At 72.3% G+C, this 16,879-nt stretch carries 15 protein-coding genes; 12 read left to right on the top strand and 3 right to left on the bottom strand.

The window, feature by feature from the left end; all coding sequences use genetic code 11:
- Nucleotides 1–62: 62 nt before the first annotated feature.
- The 3 genes from ACZ6KO_RS11815 to ACZ6KO_RS11805 are packed head-to-tail and all read left to right on the top strand — an operon-like array spanning nucleotide 63 to nucleotide 2,492.
- Nucleotides 63–275, top strand: coding sequence for a hypothetical protein (locus ACZ6KO_RS11815; protein ID WP_469303231.1), 213 nt, complete (start codon nucleotides 63–65; stop codon nucleotides 273–275).
- Between the two features lie 7 nt (nucleotides 276–282).
- Nucleotides 283–2,235, top strand: coding sequence for a 4-alpha-glucanotransferase (gene malQ, locus ACZ6KO_RS11810; protein ID WP_469303229.1), 1,953 nt, complete (start codon nucleotides 283–285; stop codon nucleotides 2,233–2,235).
- Between the two features lie 20 nt (nucleotides 2,236–2,255).
- Nucleotides 2,256–2,492 (top strand): hypothetical protein, encoded by a 237-nt coding sequence (locus tag ACZ6KO_RS11805; RefSeq protein ID WP_469303228.1) that lies wholly within the window; start codon nucleotides 2,256–2,258, stop codon nucleotides 2,490–2,492.
- Between the two features lie 80 nt (nucleotides 2,493–2,572).
- Here the strand turns inward: ACZ6KO_RS11805 and ACZ6KO_RS11800 are convergent, their stop codons facing one another.
- Nucleotides 2,573–3,079 carry a MarR family winged helix-turn-helix transcriptional regulator gene (locus tag ACZ6KO_RS11800; RefSeq protein ID WP_469303226.1) on the bottom strand — a complete coding sequence of 169 codons (507 nt, stop codon included), beginning with the start codon at nucleotides 3,077–3,079 and terminating at the stop codon, nucleotides 2,573–2,575.
- A 224-nt stretch (nucleotides 3,080–3,303) separates the two neighbouring features.
- Between ACZ6KO_RS11800 and ACZ6KO_RS11795 the strand changes: the two genes are divergently transcribed.
- The 5 genes from ACZ6KO_RS11795 to ACZ6KO_RS11775 all read left to right on the top strand — a co-directional run bounded on the left by ACZ6KO_RS11795 (nucleotide 3,304) and on the right by ACZ6KO_RS11775 (nucleotide 9,537).
- Entirely contained in the window at nucleotides 3,304–4,236 is a 933-nt protein-coding gene (locus ACZ6KO_RS11795; RefSeq protein ID WP_469303224.1) for an EamA family transporter, read from the top strand.
- A gap of 107 nt (nucleotides 4,237–4,343) precedes the next feature.
- Nucleotides 4,344–5,234, top strand: coding sequence for a DMT family transporter (locus ACZ6KO_RS11790; protein ID WP_469303886.1), 891 nt, complete (start codon nucleotides 4,344–4,346; stop codon nucleotides 5,232–5,234).
- Between the two features lie 10 nt (nucleotides 5,235–5,244).
- The gene (locus ACZ6KO_RS11785; protein ID WP_469303222.1) at nucleotides 5,245–6,132 is read left to right on the top strand and encodes a LysR family transcriptional regulator; all 888 of its coding nucleotides are present in this window, start codon (nucleotides 5,245–5,247) and stop codon (nucleotides 6,130–6,132) included.
- A 127-nt stretch (nucleotides 6,133–6,259) separates the two neighbouring features.
- The gene (locus tag ACZ6KO_RS11780) at nucleotides 6,260–6,712 is read left to right on the top strand and encodes a hypothetical protein (protein WP_469303220.1); all 453 of its coding nucleotides are present in this window, start codon (nucleotides 6,260–6,262) and stop codon (nucleotides 6,710–6,712) included.
- Between the two features lie 35 nt (nucleotides 6,713–6,747).
- Nucleotides 6,748–9,537, top strand: coding sequence for a tetratricopeptide repeat protein (locus ACZ6KO_RS11775; RefSeq protein WP_469303218.1), 2,790 nt, complete (start codon nucleotides 6,748–6,750; stop codon nucleotides 9,535–9,537).
- 88 nt (nucleotides 9,538–9,625) lie between these two features.
- Here the strand turns inward: ACZ6KO_RS11775 and ACZ6KO_RS11770 are convergent, their stop codons facing one another.
- Complete coding sequence (locus ACZ6KO_RS11770) at nucleotides 9,626–10,453, bottom strand: helix-turn-helix domain-containing protein (RefSeq protein WP_469303884.1); 828 nt, start codon at nucleotides 10,451–10,453, stop codon at nucleotides 9,626–9,628.
- Between the two features lie 104 nt (nucleotides 10,454–10,557).
- Between ACZ6KO_RS11770 and ACZ6KO_RS11765 the strand changes: the two genes are divergently transcribed.
- From ACZ6KO_RS11765 to ACZ6KO_RS11750, 4 genes are all read left to right on the top strand, one after another.
- Nucleotides 10,558–11,100 carry an ATP-binding protein gene (locus tag ACZ6KO_RS11765; RefSeq protein ID WP_469303216.1) on the top strand — a complete coding sequence of 181 codons (543 nt, stop codon included), beginning with the start codon at nucleotides 10,558–10,560 and terminating at the stop codon, nucleotides 11,098–11,100.
- A 112-nt stretch (nucleotides 11,101–11,212) separates the two neighbouring features.
- A complete protein-coding gene (locus tag ACZ6KO_RS11760) occupies nucleotides 11,213–11,785 on the top strand; it encodes an RICIN domain-containing protein (protein ID WP_469303213.1) in 573 nt (190 codons plus the stop codon).
- Between the two features lie 198 nt (nucleotides 11,786–11,983).
- Nucleotides 11,984–13,180 carry an NAD(P)/FAD-dependent oxidoreductase gene (locus ACZ6KO_RS11755; protein ID WP_469303210.1) on the top strand — a complete coding sequence of 399 codons (1,197 nt, stop codon included), beginning with the start codon at nucleotides 11,984–11,986 and terminating at the stop codon, nucleotides 13,178–13,180.
- Nucleotides 13,177–14,094 carry an RNA polymerase sigma-70 factor gene (locus ACZ6KO_RS11750; RefSeq protein WP_469303207.1) on the top strand — a complete coding sequence of 306 codons (918 nt, stop codon included), beginning with the start codon at nucleotides 13,177–13,179 and terminating at the stop codon, nucleotides 14,092–14,094. The genes ACZ6KO_RS11755 and ACZ6KO_RS11750 overlap by 4 nt, the downstream gene beginning before the upstream one ends.
- 136 nt (nucleotides 14,095–14,230) lie before the next feature.
- Here ACZ6KO_RS11750 and pepN read toward each other — a convergent pair whose 3' ends face one another.
- Nucleotides 14,231–16,813 carry an aminopeptidase N gene (gene pepN, locus ACZ6KO_RS11745; protein ID WP_469303205.1) on the bottom strand — a complete coding sequence of 861 codons (2,583 nt, stop codon included), beginning with the start codon at nucleotides 16,811–16,813 and terminating at the stop codon, nucleotides 14,231–14,233.
- Nucleotides 16,814–16,879: the final 66 nt, after the last annotated feature.

Raw genomic sequence — 16,879 nt, 5'->3', positions numbered from 1 at the left:
TGGAGCCCCGGCAGGTTGTTGCCGCGGCAGGCGTGTGCGGGCCGCCCGTGGGTAAGGCTGCGATGTCCGCCGCACCCCCCCGCCAGGAGGCGTCCGTGCCCGCCACCGCCCGTGTCAGAGCGCTCGCCGTGCCCCGCCAGGTCCGGGGCCCGCTCACGAGTGAGCCCCCGCTTGCCGATACCGCTCATGCGCCGCTGACCAGCGAGCCGCCGCTCACCGACGAGGCACCGTTGACGAGCGAGCCCACCACGCCCGCCGCCGCTGCGGGCGACTAGACAGGGGATGCCGATGGACCTGGCCCGGCTCGCCGGCCTGCATGGCGTTGCCACCTCCTACCAGCCCTCCCGGGACGTCACCGTCCAGGTGCCCGAACGCACGGTCCACGCCGTGCTCCGGGCCCTCGGGGCCGACGCCGCCGAGCCCGGCACGCCGCCGCGGCTGCTGCCGCCGACGGTGGTGCAGTGGGCCGGCGGCCCCGCCCCGGCCGCCCTCACGGCACCGGACCTGACCGTCCGGGTACGGCTGGAGGGCGGCGGAGAGGTGCCGTGGCGGGAGAAACTCCCGCTGGGCGTGCACCGGGCCCACGCCACCGCGCCGGACGGCCGGACGGCCACCGCCACCCTCATCGTGGCCCCCGAGCGCGCCCCCGCCGTGCCCGGCCGGGCGCACGGGCTGCTCGTCCAGCTCTACTCGCTGCTGTCGATGCGTTCCTGGGGCATGGGCGACCTCGGCGACCTCGCCGAGCTGGCCGACTGGGCCGGGCGCACCCACGGCGCCGGCTTCGTGCAGATCAACCCGCTGCACACCGCCGTACCCGGGACGCCCACCGACCCCTCCCCCTACCGGCCCTCCTCGCGGCGCTTCCCGGACCCGGTCTACCTGCGCGTCGAGGACGTCCCCGAGTACGCCCGCTGCGGCGCGCGCCAGGCCCTGGCCGCGCTGGCGGACGAGGGGGCGCGGCTGCGGACCGAGGTCCTGGACAAGGGCGCCCACATCGACCGCGACGCGGTCTGGGCCGTCAAGCGCTCCGCACTGGAACTGCTGTACGCCGTCCCCCGCGAGCCCGCCCGCGAAGCCGCCTACGCCGCCTACCGCGCCGCCGCCGGCCCCGACCTCGACGCCCACGCCGCCTGGTGCGCCCGGGCCGAGGGGGCCGGCGAGGACCGGGCCGACTTCCACCGCTGGCTCGCCTGGCTGACCGACGCTCAGCTGACCGCCGCCCAGCGGGCCGCCAAGGACGCCGGGATGAGCGTCGGGATCGTCCACGACCTCGCGGTCGGCGTCCATCCGGAGGGCGCCGACGTCTGGGCCGCCCCCGGTCTGTACGCCCCCGGCATGACGGTGGGCGCCCCGCCGGACGCCTTCAACGCCCGCGGCCAGGACTGGGGGCTGCCGCCCTGGCGCCCGGACACCCTGGCCGCCGCCGGCTACGCCCCGTACCGCGCGCTGCTGCGCGCCCTGTTCCGTGGCGCCGGCGCCCTGCGCATCGACCACGTGATGGGGCTGTTCCGGCTCTGGTGGGTGCCCGAGGGCAGCCCGCCCGCCGAGGGCACGTACGTCACCTACGACGGCGAGGCCATGCTCGCCCTGCTGGTGCTGGAGGCGCACCGGGCCCAGGTCGTGGTCATCGGCGAGGACCTCGGCACGGTCGAGCCGCGGGTCCGGCAGGCGCTGGCCCGGCGCGGGGTGCTGGGCACCTCGGTGCTGTGGTTCGAGCGGGACTGGGACGGCGACGGGCGCCCGCTGGAGCCCGCGGCCTGGCGCGCGGACTGCCTGGCCACCGTCACCACCCACGATCTGCCGCCCACCGCCGCCAAGCTGAGCGGCAGCCACGTCGAACTGCGCGACCGGCTGGGCCTGCTGACCCGCCCGGCGGAGCAGGAGAAGGCCGAGGACGCCGCCGACACCGCCGAGTGGCTGGCGGTGCTGGCGGCCCACGGCTTCGAGACGGAGGGCGAGGAGGCCGCCGTCCGCGCGCTGTACGGGTTCCTGCAGCACACCCCGGCCCGGCTGGTCGGCGTATGGCTGCCGGACGCGGTCGGTGACCGGCGGCCGCAGAACCTGCCCGGGACCTGGGACCAGTACCCGAACTGGCGGCTGCCGCTCGCCGACGCCGCGGGGCGGCCGCTGACCCTGGAGGCGCTGCGGGCGTCGCAGCGGGCGAACGCCCTGCTCGGAGCGGTCCGGGAGGGGGCGGGAGCCCGTACGGCACCCCCGGGCGCGCGGTTCGTTTAGGTGTTCGCTACGTTTGCACCGTGGACAAGAAGAACGCTCTGCGCGCCGGCGCCGTCACGGCCGGAACGACGCTGATGATGCTGCTGATGACGTCTCCCGCGCTCGCGGTGACCCCCGACGACGGCGACGACCCGGGCGCGACCCTGAGCATGGCCGCGACCATCGGCCTGTTCGTGATCCTGCCGATCGTGCTGTTCCTGGTCATCGCGGGCCTCGTGATGATCGGCGACAAGTCGCGCAAGCAGCCGCAGGCCTGACGCCGGGCGTACCGGGCGCCGGAGGTCCAGGGGATCTCCGGCGCTTTGTCGTACCCTGATCCGCGCGCCGCGGCGGGGCTTCAGACGGCCGCCATCAGCCGGCGCAGCAGGCCGCCGAGCACCTCGACCTCCTCGGGCGACCAGTCCGCCAGCGCGGCGCGCTGCACCTCCAGGCCGGCCTCGACCGCCGCGTCCGCGATCTCGCGCCCGCGCTCGGTCAGGACCACCTGCAGGCCCCGCCGGTCGTGCGGATCGGGCTGCCGGTAGAGCAGCCCCGCCTTCTCCAGCTTGTCCAGCCGCCCGGTCATACCGCCCGTGGTGAGCATCAGCGTCGCCGAGAGCTGACGCGGCGACAGCGTGTACGGCTCACCCGAACGGCGCAGCGTGCCGATGACGTCGAACTCGCCGCGCGAGACGCCGTGGCGCCCGTACGCCCGTTCCATCTCGTCCCCCACGGTCCGGGCGATCCGGTAGATGCGGCCGAAGACGGCCATGGGGCCGGTCTCCAGCTCCGGGCGCACCGAGAACCACTGGTCGGTGATCGCGTCGACGGCGTCGCGGCGGCTGTTCGCGGGGGTCTCGCTCATGGACCCCAGTATCCGGTTCCCTCTCGATCGTTCGCAAGAAAGTGGCTTGACGGAAAGTAGCTTAGCGGTAAGCTACTTGCCAGTGATCTACTTCGATCCGACGCAGCCCGGCCCCGGCCGCCGCTTGAGTGACGGGACCCACGCTTGAAGTTCGCACCGATCGCGCTCGACAACGACCTCAGTCGCCACACCCAACAGCTGGACCCGTCCGGGGAGTTACCGTCATGAACCGCTTCGGCACCGTCGCCCTGACCGCCCTCGCTCCCGTTTCCTGGGGCTCGACCTACTTCGTCGCCACCGAACTCCTGCCGCCCGACCGGCCGTTGTTCACCGGCGTGATGCGGGCCCTGCCCGCCGGACTGCTGCTCACCGCCCTCGCCCGCACCCTGCCCAAGGGCGAGTGGTGGTGGAAGTCCGCCGTCCTCGGCACGCTGAACATCGGCGCCTTCTTCCCCCTGCTCTTCCTCTCCGCCTACCGGCTGCCCGGCGGTGTCGCGGCCGTCCTCGGCGCCGCGGGCCCGCTGTTCGTCGTCGGACTCGCCGCACTGCTGCTGGGGGAGCGGGCCCGGCTGCGGACCGTGCTCGCCGCCGTCGTCGCCGCGCTCGGCGTGAGCATGGTGGTGCTGACCGCGCAGGCCCGCCTCGACCTGGTCGGCGTCATAGCCGGCGTGATCTCCTCCGCCTCCATGGCCTCGGGCACCGTCATGACCAAGCGGTGGGGGCGCCCGGAGGGGGTCGGCCCGCTGGCCGTCACCGGCTGGCAGCTCACTGCGGGCGGGCTGGTCATCATCCCGGTCGCGGCTCTGATCGAGGGCGCACCGCCCGCACTCGACGGCCAGGCGTTCCTCGGCTACGGCTACATGATGCTGATCAACACCGGTATCGCGTACTGGCTGTGGTTCCGCGGCATCGGCCGGCTCTCCGCCACCTCCGTCACCCTGCTCGGCCCGCTCTCCCCGCTCACCGCGGCCGTCATCGGCTGGGCCGCGCTCGGCCAGGCGCTCGGACCGGTGCAGATCGCGGGCATGGTCATCGCCTTCGCCGCCACCGTGGTCGGCCAGCTGCCGGCCCGCGCCCCCAAGGAAACGTTCAGTTCTACTGAAGAAACCCGTCGGAACATTTCGATGGACCTGACGGATGAGCGGGTGCGACGGTAGGGCGCAGGAGCCGCCCGCCCCACGCCCAGCAGGAGGAGAGACCCGCCGTGCCCGTCCTGGACCGTGTCCGCACCACCGCCGCCACCGCGACCGCCACCACCGCCGCGATGTCGCAGCGCACGCCCAGGGCGAAGGGGGCGGCCGGACTCGGCGTCCTCCTCGCCCTGGTCGCGACGGTCGTCTGGTCCGGGAGCTTCGTCGCCACCCGCGGCATGGCCGACTCCGTACCGCCCGTCCAGGCCGTCTTCTGGCGCTGGGTCATCGCCCTGCTCGCCGTCGCCCCCTTCGCCGCCCGCGAGGCCTGGCGCCAGCGGGCGGCGATCCGCCGCCACTTCGGGTACGTCGCCCTGGCCGCCCTGCTCGGCGTCGCCCTCTACAACACCCTGGTCCACCAGGCCGGGCTGACCACCCCCGCCGGCACCATGGGCATGATCATGGCCGCCTCGCCGGTCATCATGGCGGTCTTCGCCCGGGCGGGCGGTGAGAAGCTCGGCGCCCGCCGCACGGTGGGGCTGCTCGTGGCCGCGTCCGGCGTCCTGCTGCTGGTCGGCGACGGCTCGCCCGGCTTCTCCTTCGCCCCCGGCGACCTGTGGATGTTCGCCGCGGCCCTGTCCTTCGCCTCCTACAGCGCGCTGCTGCGCCGCAAGCCCGAGGAGATCGGCGGACTCGCCTTCCTCTTCACCACCTTCCTGCTGGGCGCGCTGATGCTGGCCCCCGCCTACGCCGTCTCCGTCACCGTGCAGGGCGGCTTTGAGGCCGACGCCGGTACCGTCGGCCCGCTCCTCTACGTCGGGATCTTCTCGTCCGCCGTCGCCTTCTTCGCCTGGAACAAGGCGATCACACTGATCGGCGCCGCCCGGGCCGGGGTCGTCTACTACCTCCAGCCGGTGTGCGTGGCCGTCCTCGGCTTCCTGCTCCTGGGCGAACCGACCGGCCCCGCGCAGCTGCTGTGCATGGCGCTGATCCTGGGCGGGGTGGCGCTGGGGGCGCGCCGGTAGGTTCGGCCCCGTGACGGACTGGGACATCAAGAAGCTGCGGATCCTGCGGACGCTCGCGGACCGGGGCACGGTCACGGCAACGGCCGAGGCGCTGCACATGACGCCGTCGGCCGTCTCGCAGGCGCTGACCGGCCTGGCCAAGTCGCTGGGCGTGCCGCTCCTGGAACCCCAGGGCCGCCGGGTCCGCCTCACCGACGCCGCCGAACTGGTCCTGCGGCACGCGGAGGCCGTCTTCGCCCAACTGGAGCGGGCGGACGCCGAGCTTTCCGGGTACCGGGCGGGTGAGGCCGGCGAGGTCCGCGTCGGCGCCTTCCCCACCGCCATCCCGGCCCTGGTCGTCCCGGCCGTGACGACGTTGCGGGAGTCGTGTCCGGGGGTGTCGATCCGGGTCCGCGAGGCCGAGGCGGCGGAGGCGTACGAGCTGCTGGCCGCCGGTGAGGTGGACCTGGCCCTGACGCTGGCGGCCCACGCCCCGACGGCGCGGGACCCGCGCTTCACCCGGACCCCGCTGCTGGTCGACCCCCTGGACGTCGCCCTGCCCCCGGACCACCGGCTGGCGGGGGCGGCCGAGGTCCGCCTGTCCGACCTGGCCTCGGACCCGTGGATCTACGGGGGCTCCGGCCCGTGGTCGGAGATCACGCGGACGGCGTGCGAGGCGGCGGGCTTCGTCCCCGAGCAGGCCCATACGGCGACCGGCTGGACGGCCATCCTGTCGATGGTGGCGGCCGGTATGGGTGTCGCCCTCGTCCCGCGCATGGCCGCCACCCGGGTGGCCGGGGCGGTGGTCCGCCCCCTTCCCCACGACCGCCCCACGCGCCACGTCATCGCGGCCACCCGCACCGGCGCGGAGGCGGCCCCGGCGCTGTCCCGGGTGCTGGAGGCCCTGGTGAGGCGCTGACCTGGTTCTCCGGCGATGGGTGGGAACCGGGCGGCGGTGGCCGAGCGTTATCGGATTAAGACGCTGCGTACCAGCAAGTAGGACGCTACGGTCTCAGACCGAGTGAGCGACGGCAGGAGGGGACACGATGCTGCCCGAGGCGATGACGGCACTGGCCGCAGCGGGGGGAGCCGCGGTGGTACAGGCGGCGGGAAACGACGCGTGGTACGGGCTGCGCGGTCGGCTGGCGCGGTGGTTCGGCCGGGGCGACGCCGAACGCGAACGCGGGGAGCTGGAACGGCTGGACCGCAGCGCGGCCGACCTGGCCACCGCCGCCGACACCGACAGCGGCACGGCCGAGCGGGCCAGGACACGGCAGGAGGCCGTGTGGCAGACCCGTATCGAGGCCGTGCTGGAGGACATGGGCGACGAGGAGCAGCGCGCCCGGGCGGCTGCTGAGCTCCGGCAACTGCTGGAGGAAGCTGTGCCGCAGTCCTCTGGTGGGGTTGGCCTGGTGTCCGGGAACACCTTCTCCGGCCCGACCGCTGTCCAGGCCGGCAACCACAACCGGCAGGACGTCCGCTTCGGCCCCCAGGCATGACCGACGCGGCAACGGGCTCGGGTACGGCGGGCGGAGTGCACAACAGCACCTTCCAGGGTCCGACCGCCATGCAGGTCGGGCCCTTCTCGACCCAGCACGTCCAGTTCGTCTACCAGTGGAAGCCCGCCTACCGGATCGAGGACTTCCCCGGCGACGCCCGCCCGGTAGGCGCCCGGGTGCTGGCCGAGCAGCCCTCCCGGCTGCTGCGGGCCGCACACCAGGTGGTGCCGTTCACCGGCCGCCACCACGACTTGGGCGAGCTGGCCCGCTGGCGTGACGATCCGGCGGAGAAGCTCGCCGTCAGGCTGGTCCACGGACCGGGCGGCCAGGGCAAGACCCGCCTGGCCACCCACTTCGCGGGCGTGAGCCGCGAGGCGGGGTGGACGGTGTGGCAGGCCGCCGTCAACGAAACCGGCGCAGACCCCATAGGCACCAGCGAGCCCCCTCGAACCGGTACCGGAATCCTGCTGGTTGTGGACTACGCCGAACGCTGGCCCACAGCCGACCTGCGCAAGCTCCTGCAGGAACCGCTCTGGCGCCGCACCGGCTTGCCCGTACGCATCCTGCTCCTCGCCCGCCCGGCCGGAGCCTGGTGGGAGAGCCTGGAAACCTGGATCGGCGACACGCTCGACATACCGGCCGAACTCCACCCGCTGCCCCCGCTGGCCGACCACCCGCACGCGCGCGCCGACCTGTTCCACCAGGCCCGGGACCGCTTCGCCGACCACCTTGGACTGCCCCCGGACCAAGCCGACCGCATCGCCCCGCCCCCGGACCTGGACACCGACGAGGACTACGCCCAGGTCCTGACCATCCACATCGCCGCCCTGGCCGCCGTGGACGCCGACCTCCACCACGAGAGCGCCCCCGCCGACCCCGCCCGCGCCTCCGCCTACCTCCTCAAACGCGAACGCGCCCACTGGAACGCCCTGCACGAGCGCCCCTCTCAGCCGCTGGCCACCACCCCGGAGGCAATGGGGCGCACGGTCCTGACTGCCACCCTGACCCGCCCCCTGGCACGTCCCCATGGCTGGAGCGCCCTCCAGCACGTCGGGCTCGCCGACTCCACGGCGGCCGCCAACACCCTCCTGGACGACCACCGCTACTGTTACCCCGCGCCGGCCCATACCGTGACGGTGCTGGAACCGCTCTACCCGGACCGCCTTGGTGAAGACTTCCTCGGCCTGTCCACCCCGGCCGGTCCCGACGACACCCGCCACCCGGTGCCGGGGGCGGTCACCGACGACTGGGCCGATCAGGCCGCCCACCGCCTCCTGGCCACCGCCGACCCCAGCGCTCCCGTGCCATGGACCCGCGACGCGCTGACCGTACTGATCGAAACCGCCCGCCGCTGGCCCCACATCGCTACCGGCCAGCTCTACCCTCTGCTCAGGAACCGCCCCGAACTCGCCCTGCACGCAGGTGGCACCGCGCTGGCCGCTCTGGCAGGCCTCGACAACCTCGACCTGACCGTCCTGGAAGCCATCGAGCCCCACCTTCCCGCCGACCGGCACACCGACCTCGACGTCGGCATCGCCGCCATCACTGCACGGCTTGCCCACCACCGCCTGGCCACCACCGACGACCCCGCCACACGTGCCGGCACCCACGGGACCCTCGCGATCCGCCAGTACTACGCCGGACTACGCGACGAAGCCCTCACCTCAGGCCAACACGCTGTGGGAGTCTGGCGCGACCTCACGCGCACTGACCCCACGCATGAACCCAAGCTGGCCGCTGCGCTGACCAACCTGGGCGCATGGCTGTCGGGGGTGGGGCGGGGGGAGGAGGCCCTGACCGCCACTGAGGAGGCGGTGGATGTCTACCGTCGGCTGGCCGCCGGCGGCTCGGCCGCCAACGAGCCCAATCTGGCCGCTGCGCTGTCCAACCTGGGGGCATGGATGTCGGGGATGGGGCGGCGGGATGAGGCTCTGACTGCCACTGAGGAGGCGGTGGATGTCTGTCGTCGGCTGGCCGCCGGTGAACCGGACACCTACGAAGCCGATCTGGCTGCATCGCTGTCCAATCTGGGCAACCGGCTGTCGGGGGTGGGGCGGCGGGCTGAGGCTCTGACTGCTGCTGAGGAGGCGGTGGAGATCCGGCGTCGGCTGACGGCCGGCGACCCGGCCGCCCACGAACCCGACCTCGCTACAGCGCTGTCCAACCTGGGCAACCGGCTGTCGGGGGTAGGGCGGCGGGCTGAGGCTCTGACCGCCGAGCTGGAGGCGGTGGAGATCCGGCGTCGGCTGGTGGCGGGTAATCCGGCCGCCTACGAACCCGACCTCGCTCGCTCGCTGTCCAACCTGGGCAACCGGTTGTCGGGGGTAGGGCGGCGGGCTGAGGCTCTGACCGCCGAGCTGGAGGCGGTGGAGATCCGGCGTCGGCTGGTGGCGGGTAATCCGGCCGCCCACGAACCCGACATCGCTCGCTCGCTGTCTAATCTGGGCAACCGGTTGTCGGGGGTAGGGCGGTGGGCTGAGGCTCTGATCGCGGTTGAGGAGGCGGTGGAGATCGGGCGTCGGCTGGTGGCGGGTAATCCGGCTGCCTACGAACCCGACCTCGCCCTCTCGCTGACCGCTTGGGCATGGGTGCGTCATGAAGCACAGCAGAACCTCTCCGGCGCCCTCCGAGCGACGGGAGAAGCAGTGGAGATCTACCGCAGGCTCGTGACAGCCGTACCTGAGCGGTTCCTTTCACCGCTTTGTAATGCGCTGCGCCTCCAAGCGGGGCTACTCATCAGCCTCGGGCATCGGCGTGAGGCACGCGCCATCCACGTCTGGCTTGCAGCGAACGAACCGCAGACCGACTCGCAGCCCGGGGCGTAGCGGCCCTGGTCAGGCGGTGCCTGACGTCCCGTCCTTGACGCTGTCCACGAACGAGGCGAACGAGGCGGCCGATGCGGTGGCTCGGCCGTCACGGGAGGTCCTTGTGAAGCTGGCTGATCATGGTGACGGATGCCGCCTGGGAGAGCGCTTCGGCTTGTAGCTGATGGAAGGCCGTCAGCAGTGGCAGGACCGAGGCGGGTTCGCGGTCCACACATCCCTGTGCCTGCGACTCCGCGTAGGCGACCAAGGACCGGTCGGGCAGGGTCAGCAGGATCGTCGGCAGGCCGATGGTGCGGCGCTCACCCATGTCGAACGGCGCGATCTGGAGCACTGTGTTCGGTCGGGCGGCGAATTCGGTCAGCCGCTGAAGCTGTGCCTTCATGACCGAAGGGCCGCCAACAGTGCGCCGAATGCAGCTTTCATCCATGACGACGAAGACCATGGGCGGTCGGGGCTGCTTCAGCATTTCCTGACGTTTCGTCCGGACGGAGATCCGCTCCGCGGCCTGCTCTGGTCTGATGGCGCCCTGCTGTACCGCACTGTCGCTGAGCACTTGTGCATATTCCGGTGTCTGCAACAGGCCGGGAATGATGCCGATCTCGAACATCCTGATCTCGACCGCGTGGCTCTCGTACTCCAAGTACTCGGGAAATCCCTCCAGTAGGGCTCCGTTCTTGACCTCGCGTGCCTTGCGCTCGAGCAGGTCGCCCGTACCCAGGGCGCGGTCGGCACTTGCAGCGAAGTGGCGAGTTGGCGGGCGACGACCCGTTTCCACGGCGGAAATGTGCGTTCCTGAGCACCCCATGCGGGCGCCCAGTTCGTTCTGCGTCCATCCGCGTTCGTCTCGCAGCCTGCGTAGATGCTCGCCAAACGCTGCGACGCGCGACGTCCCGGGTTCCAGCTTCTTTCGGTTCAACGGCCGTCCGCCCAACTCTTCATTGCCGCACAAGTTGAAGACATCTGCACTGTAGGCCACGCTGATGCCGCCTGGTAGTGGGATGGCTACGGAGGGGAACGATCGTGTGGAGCCAGTTGTTCACCGCCAGCCGGCAGGGCGTCCGGCTGGCCCGGAGGCTTGCGGCGCTGGAGCTGGACGAGGCCGGGTACCCGTATGCGGGCGACGTCTCCGAGGGCGTCGTGCAGGTCGTCGCCGAGCTGGCCGCGAACGCCGCCACCCATGGCAGGGTCCCCGGCAGGGGATTCCGGGTCGCGGTCACGGAACTGGCCGAGGTGTTCCTGGTCGAGGTGTGCGACCCGCGTGGGGAGAAGCGGCCGTACCTGCGGGCTGAGGGCGCGCACGAGGGCGGTTACGGCATGCGGTTGGTGGACGCGCTGGCCAGCGACTGGGGTGTGTACGGGGCCACCGTCGGGAAGGTCGTCTGGGCCACGGTCCCCAAGCGGCCGGCGTCCGGGCTGGTGGCCGGGCTCCGGGCCGTCGCGGACCGGCGGCTCACCGAGGACGAGCGGGTGCTGCTGGACACCGTCCGGGCCGTGGACCGCGCCGGTGCGGCGCTGGTCACGCGGGCGGCAGCGGCCGTATCGGAACCGAGCGACGCGCGGTAGGACGTAAGACTTCCGTCATCGGTGATCGTCTGTCGGGGCGGGGGCCCGTGGCCGAGCATGGCTGGGGCGGTGCCAGCCGTCCAGCGTATCCATCACCGTGAGGGACCATCACATGAAGCGTGAACACATACAGCGGCGGCCGGGGCGATTCGGGCGACTCGTGGCGGTCGGCGTGTTCGGGACCGTCCTCGCCCTGGCCGGCACCGTGGCCACCCCCGCACCTGCGGAGGCGGCCACGCGCAGCGGGCTCCTGAAGAACGCCGAGACGGGCCGCTGCCTCGACTCCAACCACGCCGGGGACGTGTACATCCGCGCCTGCCAGCGCGGGAACGACTTCCAGACCTGGGACATCTCCGGCGACGGCATCGACGCCGCGTACAAGAAGTCCCTGGACGGGCAGCACTACCGGTTCCAGTTCCGCAACCGGGCGACCGGGAAGTGCCTGTCCATGTGGAAGGGGGCTGGCGACGCCAAGCCCGGGCTGGCCGCCGTCAACTGCGGGGAGCAGCCCGAGAGCACCTACCTCGACGGCCGCGGCCCGGGCTTCAACAGCCTGCACATCCGGGCGTGGTACCGCCTCACCCACTTCCACCAGGTCTGCGCCAACGGCTACACGCACGCGGCCAACGCCGCCATCTGCGACTACAACAGCGACCGCCAGCGGTGGAGCCTGATCCCTGCCTAAGTGGTCGGCTCCAGAGCAGGGGTGTGCTCGAGGGTGGCGTGAAAGCAGTAAGCCCTGCCGCTGACGCCGCGCGCGCCCGCTCTCTCTTCGTGATGTGCCACAGGTCACATTGATCCCATGTCACGAACAGAAGGGCAGCTTGCGTCTGCTGGTCGTCCGCACGGCGGGAACGACCGACACGAAAGAGGCAGCGGAGCGATGAACGCGACAGCAGCGCAGCAGCACGAGGTTCTGGTCCTGGGGGCGGGCTATGCCGGGCTCTCGGCCGCGATCCAGCTCGCGGCCCGCACCAGGAAGCGTGGGAACCTGCGAGTGACGCTGGTCAACCCGTACGACACCTTCACCGAGCGGCTCCGGCTGCACATGACCGCCACCGGCCAGGAAACCGCCGAGATGAACATCCCGGAGCTGTTGGACGGCACGGGGGCCGGCTTCGTCCGTGGCTGGGTCACCGCCGTGGACGCCGGGGCGAAGACCGTCCGGATCGACGACGACCGGATTCTGCGCTACGACACCTTGGTCTACGGCCTGGGCAGCATCGCGGACACCGTCGCCGTCCCCGGCGTGGACGACCACGCCTACACCCTCGACAGCCCGCGGGACGCCGCCCTCCTCGCCGACCGGCTGACCCGGCTCGACGCCGCCGGGACCGTCGTGGTCGGCGGCAGCGGCCTGACCGGCGTCGAGGCCGCGGCGGAGATCGCCGAGCGGCATCCGGAGCTCCAGGTGGTGCTCGTGGGCCGGCAGGAGCCGGGCGCGACCATGCACCCGAAGGCCAAGGCCCACCTGGATGAGGCGCTCGCCCGGCTCGGCGTGCGGGTGCGCAGCGGCGTCGAGGTGGTCAAGGTGCTGCCGGACGGCGTCGAGCTCGCGGACGGCTCCAGCGTCCCGGCGGACGCGGTGCTGTGGACCAGCGGCACCCGTGTCTCGCCGCTGGCCGCAGCCGCGGGCCTGACCGTTGATGAGCGCGGCCGTGTGGTCACCGACAGCGCGCTGCGCTCGGTCTCCCACCCGGACGTCTACGCCGTGGGCGACGCGGCGGCGATCCGTCAGGGCTACGGCGTGATGCACGGGACCTGCCAGAGCGGCATGCCCACCGGCGTGCACGCGGCTCTCTCGATCCTGCGGGTGCTGGCCGGCAAGGAGCCCAGGCCCTTCCGCTTCGGCTACTACCACACCCCCGTCAGCCTGGGCCGGAACGACGCCGTCGTGCAGTTCACCCGCCCCGACGACAGCCCGCGCCGGATCGTGCTGACCGGCAAGCGGGCCGCGAAGTACAAGGAGACGGTCACCGCCGCGCCGTGGCCGACCTTCGCCCGTATGAAGAAGATGCCCGCCTCGGGCGCGTTCTGGCCGCACGGCGGCCGCTACACCAGGATCAGGAGCGCCAAGTGACCCAGCCGCAGCAGGCCAGCACCGACGAGCTCGCCTTCCCGCAGTACCGCACCCTGCTCTTCTCCGTCGCCTACCGCATCCTCGGCTCCGCCGCCGACGCCGAGGACGTGGTCCAGGACGCCTGGCTGAAGTGGTCGGCGGCCGACCGCTCCCAGGTCGCCGACCCCAAGGCCTATCTGACCCGGATCGTCTCCAACCTGTCGATGGAGCGGCTTCGTTCGACCCGTCACCAGCGCGAGACCTACCCCGGGCCCTGGCTCCCCGAGCCGATACTCACCGGCCCCGACACCGCCGACAGCGCCGCGACGGCGGACTCGGTCTCCATGGCGCTGCTGGTCGTCCTGGAGACGCTGAGCCCCCTGGAACGCGCGGTCTTCGTGTTGAAGGAGGTCTTCGCCTTCAGCTACGCGGAGATCGCGGACGCGGTGGAACGCTCGGACAGCGCGGTCCGGCAGGCCGCACACCGCGCCCGCGAACACGTCCAGGCCCGCCGGCCCCGATTCACGGCGGACCGCGCCCGCCAACGCGACGTCACCGAGCGATTCTTCGCGGCGGCGACGGGCGGCGACATCAACACCCTGATGGAGCTGCTCGCCCCGGACGTGACGCTGTGGACCGATGGTGGCGGCAAGGTCCGCCAGGCCCTCAAGCCGGTCGTCGGCCTGGAGACCGTGGCCCGTTGGTTCGCGGCACTCGGCACGGTCACCTACCAGGGCATCGAGCCCGGACAGATGCGGGCAGAGCTCACCTGGATCAACGGCGGACCGGGCCTGGTGTTCCGCGGGCCGGACCGCGTGATCGCCACGGTGACCTTCGACTTCGACCCGGAAGGCCGCATCTCGACCATCCACAACGTGGCCAACCCCGACAAGCTCCACGCCGTCGCCGACGGTACTCGGCACGAACTCCCCTGAGCCGCCCGACGGATGGCGACGCCCGCCGTCATCCACGCGAGCGCCCGGCCCGCTGCGCCGGCACGGGCCGGGCCGGAACCGGCTCCCGCAGGCCGGGGTGCCCAGGCACAGGCCTGAGCAACCCCGGCCCCAGGGGTCAGGACGCGGCGGCAGCGTCCGCCGACTGGGCCTTCAGCGCGCGCTCGACGCCCGCGCGGGACTCCGAGACCAGGCGGCGCAGCGCCGCGTTCGGCTCGGCGGACGCCAGCCACGCGTCCGTCGCGTCCAGGGTCTCCCGCGAGACCAGCAGCGACGGGTACAGGCCCACCGCGATCTGCTGGGCGATCTCGTGGCTGCGGGTCTCCCAGATGCCCTTGACCGCCGCGAAGTACTTCGCCGCGTACGGCGCGAGCAGCTCACGCTGGTCGGTCTGGACGAAGCCGCCGATGACGGCCTCCTGCACCGCGTTCGGCAGGTCCGCCGACTCGACGACCGAGGCCCACGCGGCGGCCTTGGCCTCCGCCGTGGGGCGGGCCGCCCGCGCGGTGGCCGCGTGCCGCTCGCCCGCCGCCGTCCGGTCCCGCTCCAGCTCCGCCGCGATCTCCGGCTCGTCCGCGCGGCCGGTCGCCGCCAGCCGCTCCAGGAACGTCCAGCGCAGCTCGGTGTCGACGACCAGGCCCTCGACCGTCTGCGAGCCGTCGAGCAGCGCGGCGAGGAGGTCCAGCTGCTCGTCCGTACGGGCCGTCGCCGCGAAGGCGCGGGCCCAGGCCAGCTGGTGGTCGCTGCCCGGCGTGGCCGCCCGCAGGTGCTCCAGGGTCGCCTCGGTCCACGTCGCCAGGCCGGTCTCGCGCCAGGCCGGGTCGGCGTACAGGTCGATCGCCAGCTTCACCTGGCGGTGCAGCGACTGCACCACGCCGATGTCGGACTCCTTGGCGATGCCCGACAGGACCAGCGCCACGTAGTCGCGCGTGGCCAGCTCGCCGTCGCGCGTCATGTCCCAGGCCGACGCCCAGCACAGGGCGCGCGGCAGGGAGGCCTCGAAGTCGCCCAGGTGCGCGGTGACCTTGGCCAGCGAGGCCTCGTCCAGGCGGACCTTCGCGTACGACAGGTCGTCGTCGTTGAGCAGGACCACGTCCGGGCGGTGGTGGCCCACCAGCTCCGCCACGTCGGTCTTCTCGGCGGCCGCGATGTCCAGCTCCACGCGCCGCTCGCGCAGCAGCTTGCCGGTCGCGGCGTCGAGCGAGTAGAAGCCGATCGCGATGCGGTGCGGACGCAGGACGGGCTCGCCCTTCGCGCCCGCCGGCAGCGCCGGGGCCTCCTGGCGGACCGTGAAGGAGGTGATGACGCCCTGCGCGTCCGTCTCGATCTCCGGGCGCAGGATGTTGATGCCGGCGGTCTCCAGCCAGGCCTTCGACCAGGCGGTCAGGTCGCGGCCGGAGGTCTCCTCCAGGGCGCCCAGCAGGTCCGACAGGCGCGTGTTGCCGAACGCGTGCGCCTTGAAGTACGCCTGCACGCCCTTGAAGAACTCGTCCATGCCGACGTAGGCGACGAGCTGCTTGAGCACCGAGGCGCCCTTGGCGTACGTGATGCCGTCGAAGTTGACCAGGACGTCGTCCAGGTCACGGATGTCCGCCATGATCGGGTGCGTGGAGGGCAGCTGGTCCTGCCGGTACGCCCAGGTCTTCATGGAGTTCGCGAACGTCGTCCACGCGTGCGGCCACTTCGAGCCGTCCGCGTACGCCTGGCAGGCGATCGAGGTGTACGTCGCGAACGACTCGTTCAGCCACAGGTCGTTCCACCACTCCATGGTGACGAGGTCGCCGAACCACATGTGGGCGAGCTCGTGGAGGATGGTCTCGGCCCGCACCTCGTACGCCGCGTCCGTCACCTTCGAGCGGAAGACGTACTGGTCGCGGATGGTCACCGCGCCCGCGTTCTCCATCGCGCCCGCGTTGAACTCCGGCACGAAGAGCTGGTCGTACTTGGCGAACGGGTAGTCGTAGTCGAACTTCTCCTGGAACCAGTCGAAGCCCTGCCGGGTGACCTCGAAGATCGCGTCCGCGTCGAGGAACTCGGCGAGCGAGGGGCGGCAGTAGATGCCCAGCGGCACCGTCTGCCCCTTCGGGCCCTCGTACGAGCTGTGCACCGCGTGGTACGGGCCCACGATCAGGGCCGTGATGTACGTCGACATCCGCGGGGTGGGCTCGAAGACCCACACGTCGTCCGCCGGCTCCGGCGTCGGCGAGTTCGAGATGACCGTCCAGCCCGCCGGGGCCTTCACGGTGAACTGGAAGGTCGCCTTCAGGTCGGGCTGCTCGAAGGAGGCGAACACGCGGCGCGCGTCCGGGACCTCGAACTGGGTGTACAGGTAGGCCTGCTGGTCGACCGGGTCGACGAAGCGGTGCAGGCCCTCACCGGTGTTGGTGTACGCGCAGTCGGCGACCACGCGCAGCTCGTTGTCCCCCTGCTGGAGGTGGGCCAGCGCGATCCGCGAGTCGCGGAAGACGGCGGCCACGTCCAGCGACTTGCCGTTGAGGACGACCTCGTGCACGGCCGGGGCGACCAGGTCGATGAAGGTCTGCGCGCCCGCCTCGGCGGACTGGAAGCGGACGGTCGTCGTGGAGGGGTAGGTCCCGCCCTCCTGCGCGCCGCTCAGGTCGAGGTCGATCACGTACGAGTCGACGGTGAGCAGCTTCGCCCGCTGCTGAGCCTCTTCACGGGTCAGGTTCGTGCCAGGCACGCGTTCATCTCCTTCGATGGTGACGTTGCCGGGCCATCTTTCCACGGGCCCCGCCCCACCGCCCGG

It is taken from the genome of Streptomyces sp. NPDC042102 (genome assembly GCF_055582305.1).
Note: the sequence above shows the minus strand (reverse complement) of the source record. Positions and strands in the feature narration are given on the sequence as shown.

Excerpts from the sequence above, each read along its gene's own strand:
- ACZ6KO_RS11815 (WP_469303231.1), top strand. The coding sequence starts at position 63 with ATGTCCGCCGCACCCCCCCGCCAGGAGGCGTCCGTGCCCGCCACCGCC.
- malQ (WP_469303229.1), top strand. The coding sequence starts at position 283 with ATGCCGATGGACCTGGCCCGGCTCGCCGGCCTGCATGGCGTTGCCACC.
- ACZ6KO_RS11780 (WP_469303220.1), top strand. The coding sequence starts at position 6,260 with ATGCTGCCCGAGGCGATGACGGCACTGGCCGCAGCGGGGGGAGCCGCG.
- ACZ6KO_RS11755 (WP_469303210.1), top strand. The coding sequence starts at position 11,984 with ATGAACGCGACAGCAGCGCAGCAGCACGAGGTTCTGGTCCTGGGGGCG.
- ACZ6KO_RS11790 (WP_469303886.1), top strand. The coding sequence starts at position 4,344 with ATGTCGCAGCGCACGCCCAGGGCGAAGGGGGCGGCCGGACTCGGCGTC.
- ACZ6KO_RS11760 (WP_469303213.1), top strand. The coding sequence starts at position 11,213 with ATGAAGCGTGAACACATACAGCGGCGGCCGGGGCGATTCGGGCGACTC.
- ACZ6KO_RS11795 (WP_469303224.1), top strand. The coding sequence starts at position 3,304 with ATGAACCGCTTCGGCACCGTCGCCCTGACCGCCCTCGCTCCCGTTTCC.
- ACZ6KO_RS11800 (WP_469303226.1), bottom strand. The coding sequence starts at position 3,079 with ATGAGCGAGACCCCCGCGAACAGCCGCCGCGACGCCGTCGACGCGATC.